At 35.8% G+C, this 7,500-nt stretch carries 7 protein-coding genes; 4 read left to right on the forward strand and 3 right to left on the reverse strand.

What is annotated here, in order from left to right:
- The first annotated feature begins 536 nt into the window (after positions 1–536).
- From AC25Y6_RS09905 to AC25Y6_RS09915, 3 genes are all read left to right on the forward strand, one after another.
- Positions 537–2,783, forward strand: a complete 2,247-nt coding sequence (locus tag AC25Y6_RS09905; protein WP_488142886.1) for a DNA primase family protein — start codon at positions 537–539, stop codon at positions 2,781–2,783.
- 25 nt (positions 2,784–2,808) lie between these two features.
- Complete coding sequence (locus tag AC25Y6_RS09910) at positions 2,809–3,078, forward strand: DNA-binding protein (protein ID WP_488142887.1); 270 nt, start codon at positions 2,809–2,811, stop codon at positions 3,076–3,078.
- Positions 3,079–3,185: 107 nt separating this feature from the next.
- Entirely contained in the window at positions 3,186–4,358 is a 1,173-nt protein-coding gene (locus AC25Y6_RS09915; RefSeq protein WP_488142888.1) for a site-specific integrase, read from the forward strand.
- Between the two features lie 203 nt (positions 4,359–4,561).
- Here AC25Y6_RS09915 and radC read toward each other — a convergent pair whose 3' ends face one another.
- The 3 genes from radC to AC25Y6_RS09930 all read right to left on the reverse strand — a co-directional run bounded on the left by radC (position 4,562) and on the right by AC25Y6_RS09930 (position 5,967).
- Positions 4,562–5,221: a RadC family protein gene (gene radC, locus AC25Y6_RS09920; protein ID WP_488142889.1), complete on the reverse strand. Its 660-nt coding sequence runs from the start codon at positions 5,219–5,221 to the stop codon at positions 4,562–4,564.
- A gap of 119 nt (positions 5,222–5,340) precedes the next feature.
- Positions 5,341–5,703: a hypothetical protein gene (locus AC25Y6_RS09925; RefSeq protein WP_488142890.1), complete on the reverse strand. Its 363-nt coding sequence runs from the start codon at positions 5,701–5,703 to the stop codon at positions 5,341–5,343.
- A 15-nt stretch (positions 5,704–5,718) separates the two neighbouring features.
- Positions 5,719–5,967 carry a hypothetical protein gene (locus tag AC25Y6_RS09930; RefSeq protein WP_488142891.1) on the reverse strand — a complete coding sequence of 83 codons (249 nt, stop codon included), beginning with the start codon at positions 5,965–5,967 and terminating at the stop codon, positions 5,719–5,721.
- Between the two features lie 604 nt (positions 5,968–6,571).
- Here AC25Y6_RS09930 and AC25Y6_RS09935 point away from each other — a divergent pair.
- The gene (locus tag AC25Y6_RS09935) at positions 6,572–7,324 is read left to right on the forward strand and encodes a hypothetical protein (RefSeq protein WP_488142892.1); all 753 of its coding nucleotides are present in this window, start codon (positions 6,572–6,574) and stop codon (positions 7,322–7,324) included.
- Positions 7,325–7,500: the final 176 nt, after the last annotated feature.

Consider the following 7,500-nt stretch of genomic DNA (forward strand, 5'->3'; position numbering starts at 1 on the left):
TTTTTCCCACTTGTTCCTGTTGTTCCAACCAGATTTTATAAATACGGCATTAATAGATTGATTTACACCTTCTGTAAACTTTCCGGAAGTTATTTAGATTATTTACTAAGAACAGCTGGAACAATTGGAACGGATCTCAATAGAACTTTTCTATCAATGTCAACCGAATGAAAGGAATATAATTTTAATTTTTCATTTCGACGATTTCCCATCCAACCTTCAATTATATTATAAACATAAAGAAAAGTGAGTTTCTGAAATTGGAAATTTAATTTTATATTTTCACCTGTTCCGATTGTTCCAACCAGATTTTATGAATACGGCATTAATAGATTGATTTACACCTTCTGTAAACTTTCCGGAAGTTATTTAGATTAGTTACTAAGAACAGCTGGAACAATTAGAACGGATCTCAATAGAACTTTTCTATCAATGTCAACCGAATGAAAGGAATATAATTTCAACTTTTCATTTCGACGATTTCCCCTCCAACCTTCAATTATATTATAAACATAAAGAAAAGTGAGGTTCTGAAATTGGAAAATTTTAAACGTGAAAAAATAAGGAAGGGTAGTAATCCCAGTACTACCGAAAACCAAGTATTGGAGTTCATTTTTCACAGGAAATCGATTGATCAAATTGAAAAGCAGGATTCCAATTCTTCAAAGGAATTAGAGTTCGTCTACAATGGGCAATCAGATGGACCGGACGATAGGCATGATCTGTATCTTACATCTGATAAGGAGTCTGTTTTCTGTATGCAGCCGAAAGACCACATTGAAAAGCAAGATTCCAATTCCTTAACAGAGATAGAGTTCATTTTCAATGGGCAACCAGATCGCTCCGATAATAGGCATGATCCGTTTCCTACGTCAGATAAGGAGTCTGTTTTCGATATGCAGTCGAATGATCCATTTGAACAGCAAGATGCTAATTCTATAATAGAATTGGAGTTTACCCCCTTTGGACAATCAGATGGGTATGATCCGTATCTTATGTCAGATAAGGATTTAGTTTTCTATATGCAACCGAATGATCCATTTGAACAGCAAGATGCTAATTCTATAACAGATTTGGCGTTTACCCCCTTTGGACAATCAGATGGACCTGACGATGGGCATGATCCGTATCCTATATCAGATAAGGAGCCTGTTTTCTGTATGCAGCCGAATGATCAAATTGAAAAGCAAGATTCCAATTCTTCATCGGAATTAGAGCTCATTTTCAATCAGCAATCAGATGGACCGGATGATAGGCATAATCCTTATCTAATATCAGATAAGGAGTCCGTTTTCTTTAAGCAGCCGAATGATCATTTAATAAAAGAGACATTGCAATCCTCAAAAACCTTTAAACTTGCAGGGCCAAAACAACCAGTTATTGATACATCCGATATGACTGACAAATTAATTCCTCCAACGAGCGTTGAGAAAAATGTGAGAATAAAAGTTACACATCCAAAATCAAATACTAAAACAATAGATGAAAATCAATCAAAGGGATGCCCACCACTGAATGTTTTAAAGGACATTCTCTTTGAACAAATAGACTTCATTAAAATCTACGATATTATTCATTATTGGAATGATTCATTAAATATTTATATCCCTTTAGATGGTAAAAAGTTTGATCTCCTTGTTAGACAAGATATACCACATAAGTACAAGAAATGTATAAACTCATTTGTTAGCAGAGAAATATTTTTATGGCTCCAATCCGATACGTCAATTGACATTCCAGAAGAAAAGTTATTGCGAAAAAAATCTTTTATAGCATTTAAAAATGGTCTATTTAATATCGATGATCAAACGTTTTACCCACATGAAAAAAGTATATATTTCACATCAACTATAAATGCTCATTATCCGATTGAACAAAATCCAACAGGGCATTACTTTGAAAAATTTTTACATCAAGTAACAGGTGGTAATAATTCTATATACAAAAGTATACAGGAGTTATTTGGTTATATAATCTCTGAGATAAGAGAAGTTAAAATAATTCCATTCTTACTAGGGCCAAAAGATTCTGGAAAGTCGATTATTTTAAGTATATTAGAACATCTAATCGGTGAAAAATATTTTACTAGTTTGAGTTTTGATGACTTAAACAAAGAGGCATATTTATTCCAGCTATACGGAAAAAAACTAAACACATGCGGTGAAACATCCGAAATATCATTAAAACGTTTAGACATATTAAAAAAACTTACCGGACGAGATTCTATTATGGCTAAACCTCTTTACGAACAACCAGTGACATTTAGAAACAGCGCAGTTCTTATGTTTGCTGGAAATCATTTACCTATATTAAAAACAAAAGATTCGTCAAATGCCTTTAGTGAGCGCCTCTTAATATTCCCATTCAACAACCCGGTTCCTAAAGATAAACAAGATACCATGTTAACTGAGAGACTCAAAAGTGAAATAAATTACATCGCTAAATGGTCAATTGATGGGATAATGCGATTAAAGCGAAATAACTATCAATTCACTAGTTGTGCAGAAATTGACGATATTTTGAATAACTATACAATCAAAAATAACACTATTGAAGGCTTTATTAATACCAGATGTGTTATTGACCCTTTATTGAGGATCCATTCTGAAAAATTGGAAACATCTTATCAGAATTATTGTTATGAAATAGGGTGCGTACCGGACAGTTCACATGAATTTCGCAAGTATCTGACATTAAATAAAAATGTCATAAAAAAGAGATTAAGAATTGGCGAGGAAAATAAAAATGGCTACGTAGGTATTACTTTAAAAGATGGAATTTAATAACCCAAAAGAAAGGAAGATTAAAGTGGAATCTAATGTAAATCTATCAAAAAACTTTGAAGAACAAATAAAACAACTTATTCTTTCAGCAACTAAATCCGTACTAGAACAGACCTTCCCTGGCCCGTCTACCAAAGAATGGATGAGCATTACTGAAGGTGCAAAATATGCTGGTGTCTCACATAACACGTTCATGAAGTTCCGAGTAATGGGACTAAGAGTATCAGAGATAGACGGCATTAAACGTGTCTCCCTTAAAGAAATTAGTCGGTTTTTAGAAGATTATAGCTTCTAACGACTCCCGGAGAGGATATTCCCATAGTGTAGTTATATATTATATCTATGAGGATTAATCCTCTCCTTTTATATCTTGCCCCCGCAACTGATACAGGAGGAATCATCATGGTAAAGAAAAAAGTATCACCCATCAAAAGCTACAATCTCAAAAACGGTGATTTACGATACGAATTTCCCGCCTATTTAGGTATTGATCCGCTTACTGGTAAACAGAAGCGCACACTGAAACGTGGCTTTAAAACACGTAAGGAGGCGGAATTAGCATTAGCTCGTATCAAGCTAGCTGTTGCAAACGGTACGTACCAACAAGAACGTGCTGAAACGTATCAAGAGATTTATGAACAATGGGTAATACAATATGAAAAGACGGTTGAGGAAAGCACTTTTGTAAAAACTACAGGGCTCTTCAAAAATCACATTCTTCCTGCAATGGGTACTTATAAAATCGAAAAGATACATGTCGATATATGTCAGAAGCATGTGGATGAGTGGGCGGCGAAGTTAAAGAAATTCCGCATGGTAAAAGCGTATGCTGCGAAGGTGTTGGACTTTGCGATTAAGCGTGGATATATCCAAACCAATCCGTTTGCACACGTAGATATGCCCGCCACCGCCACCAATAAGGCAATTGTAAATGATGAAGATGAAGCGGAGAACTTCTACACTCGTGAGCAGCTTATTGAGTTCCTATCATGTTTAGAACAAGAAAGTAACCACAAAGCATACGCCCTATTCCGATTACTAGCTTTCAGTGGTATGCGAATGGGTGAAGCATTAGCTCTTACGTGGAATGACCTGAACTTCACAACAAACGAGTTACGTATTAGCAAAGCCCTTTCACGAGGCAAAGATAATCGGTTATATGTGAAATCCACGAAAACAGGTGTTGCCCGTACAATCAAAATGGACGACAAAACAATGGCTATTTTAAAAGTGTGGAAGAAAAAGCAGAAGCAGGATTGTTTAGTGCTGGGCTTTAATACGTTGCAACCAAAGCAACTTGTATTTAGCAACGAGCACAACGAATACATGCAGCCCACAAAGACTCGGAAGTGGATTGTGCATGTACAGGATAAATACAAGCTAGGCAAAATCACAACACATGGTTTACGTCATACACATTGTTCATTGTTATTTGAAGCTGGTGCCAGTTTGAAGGAAGTACAAGATCGTTTAGGACATACTGATGTAAAAACGACGATGGACATCTATGCACACGTTACGAAGAAGGCGAAAGAAGAAGCAATACTGAAGTTTGCAAACTATATTGAGATGTAGATAGATGACTACGCTTTGACTACGTTTTTGACTACGTTTGATTGATATTCATTGAAACTAGATGATATAGGCAAAAAGAAAAAACCCTTGACTATCAAGGGTTTTGATACTGTATGAAATCCAATGATTTCACTGAATGGAGACGGTGGGAGTCGAACCCACGTCCAGGGCCTCCTGAATTAATACGCTCTTTATCGATATTTTTACATATAGCCCTTTTCCTTAAGAGATATAAATCGATGATCTCCGATAATTACATGATCCAACAGCTCCACTCCCATCACACTTCCAGCCTCAGCCAATCTCTTCGTAACATCTATGTCCTCAGGTGAAGGATTACACGTGCCGCTCGGGTGGTTGTGAAGACAAATTATCGAGGCTGCACTATGTTTCACAGCTTCCTTGTAAACCTCCCTCGGATGTACTATCGAGGAATTTAGCGAACCGATGAAAATGGTCTTTTTATGAAGCACCTCGTTTTTCACATTTAGATATAAGACTACGAAATGCTCTTGCGTTAGTGACGTCATCTCCGCCATAAGATAAGACGCTGCATCCTCTGGAGATCTGATTGTATAACGTTTTTCATTCTTTCCAGCATTCCGTACTTTTTTAGCAAGGAGCATGCCCGAATGAACTTTCAAAGCTTCATTATGTGTCATGCCTTCCTCCTCCAATTCAGAAACAGTCATTTCAACTAAAGCTCTTATCCCATGACCCGCTAAACGACCTGTAAATTCTGGCGTTGAGGAAGGTCCGATTAAGACGGCAAGAATATCCTGTAACTCTATTACTGCTTCAGAACCGATTGCATCATAAGTTGCGACTGCTTCACGAGCAGATGTAATATATTTTGATGTCATTTTTATTATCCTCTCTCACACAAAGCTAGCGCCGAGTGGCACTAGCGTTCATGTGCCACTCATTCCTGCCCGGTGGAAGGCTTTTTATGTTATAATAAATTTACAGTATTTTTAATAAATCACTTTTTACGAGATGCGAATCGACGCGTCTCCTTTTTTTCGCCCATTTTTTCAATTACTGCATCTTCCCAGCCCATCTTTTTCAGATTGGAAGCTGTGATGTTCAACATCTTCCATGGATTCACACCTTCAAGCACCATGTTTTGAGCTACTTCCTTCATTCCTTTTTCATCAAATTGCCACGATGCTGAAACAGTATAATCCCAAATAACATCACCTGTATCAACTGGACCGTTTACATCGACGAATGCCTTTAGTTCAGCCTTCATTGCTTTTAACGCTGATTCAACACGTTCAATTTCCTTTCCTAATATAATTGCATGATCCATACTTTCAATTACCTCTGTTTTTGCAAGTACCATTATGAAACTCCTCCTTTAGATTCCTATATTTCCGCTCCCAATTACCTTTACATCACCATTTTCAATGGACAAGAAAATATCTTGAATATCGGTTAGCGAATCCATCTTTTTAACTTCTCCTTTGCCATCCAGTTGGTAGATACCGCCTAACTTAAAGACAAGGAATTTCCTTTCTTTCTTTTCATCCTCATAGCAGATGAAAGATTTCTTCGCACCTCCCTTTTCAACACTGGAAATAAGACCTTCTAATTGTTTTCCAACCATTTAAATCACTCCATTCTCTTTTTATTTTTGAAAACAAAAAAAAGCCGATCGTTTCCCGAAGGATTCAATTGACTTTTAATATATATCACGCAAAAATGCGTAAATACCCATATGAATATGCCCGAAAGCAAATTTGTGACGTACAATTACATCTGCCAATCTTTTCCCGAAACGAGAATTCAAAGGCTGTAACATTTGTGTCGAATCTCCTTTAATAAAATGAAAAGGTATAACGACTTTCATCAAAATGATGACTTGAAAACTAATAGGTTATAGATTAAGTTTATCAAATCAAAGTAACAGTCGCAACACTTCGAAACACGTATATCAAGTAAAACTCTTTGGCTGCATGCCTCGCGGCCATATTATTATTGTTCATATGTTTTCAAAACAGCTCTGGTTTCAGGCTATGTAAAATAACTCTGTCTCTAGTTGGTTTCAATTCCTCGAGAGTGTGAAACATCTATTATTCTTTAATAAGAACTTTACTCTTTTTACACTCAAATTTTCCCATAATTTTTTCAAACTTATTAGTAGAAACCCATGGTATTCTATATAAGCACCTGAGATGGTGACTTGAAAATATTCAGGAGAGAATTAAATTATGAATAATAAAATTAATAAAGAAGAACACACTGTGAAAAATATATTGAGGAATGCATGGGTAAAAAGATTGGGTTTAGTAGTTTCTGGTATGGTGCTTGCAATTATTTTCTTAAATCCATTTTCTAAAGCAAAAGTGATTGATAATTTATCTGCAAAAAATGAAGAAATAACAAATGATTATGTTAGTCTTGATGAAGATTACAACCTTCTTAAAGATGATCACGATAATTTATTGAAAGATACTGCTGGTTGGAGAGAATTAAATGAAGAACAGCAAAAAGCTGCACTAGATAAAGTAGAAGAAGACCAAAAGAAAGCTGAAGCTACAGCAAAAGCTAAAGAAGAGGCTGAAAAAAAAGCCGCAGAGGAAAAAGCTAAACAAGAAGAGGCAGAGGAAGCTAAAGAAAATCAAGAGGCTGAAACACCACAATCACTTACAGGAGAACAAGTAAAGAAAATTGTTGAGGATTACTCTATTGGGAAAGAAGACAAACTAATTAACTTTTCCTTTATAGACGGTGAAATAAAAGCAACGATTGATTTAGCACCAAATGATAAGTTTCATACTGAGGACATTGCAGTTAACATATACAGTACGTTGTCAGATGAATTATTATTTCATGAAGGCTGGAAAGTCTTAACTATTTCCTACTCTAATATAGGGACTATCAGTATGAATCGTAATGAAAAGGAAACAAATGAATATGGCGATTACTTCCCAACTATTGATATTGAAAATAGATTAAAATAATTAAATGGCTTCCTTTTTGAAGTAACCACCAATATTTAGTATTTTTATTTCATTTGCCAGCCTCTGGCGCTAGTGTTCGGTAGGGTATAACGGGTCTTAATATGAACTGCACCCCATTTGTTGGACACCTTTGAGGTGACCCCTAAAAGTTAGAGTTTATTATTAAGCAGCTAATT

It is taken from the genome of Sporosarcina sp. Y1004, from assembly GCF_057669665.1.

Coding starts and splice junctions, on each gene's coding strand:
- AC25Y6_RS09915 (WP_488142888.1), top strand. CDS start 3,186: ATGGTAAAGAAAAAAGTATCACCCATCAAAAGCTACAATCTCAAAAAC.
- radC (WP_488142889.1), bottom strand. CDS start 5,221: ATGACATCAAAATATATTACATCTGCTCGTGAAGCAGTCGCAACTTAT.
- AC25Y6_RS09925 (WP_488142890.1), bottom strand. CDS start 5,703: ATGGTACTTGCAAAAACAGAGGTAATTGAAAGTATGGATCATGCAATT.
- AC25Y6_RS09930 (WP_488142891.1), bottom strand. CDS start 5,967: ATGGTTGGAAAACAATTAGAAGGTCTTATTTCCAGTGTTGAAAAGGGA.
- AC25Y6_RS09935 (WP_488142892.1), top strand. CDS start 6,572: ATGAATAATAAAATTAATAAAGAAGAACACACTGTGAAAAATATATTG.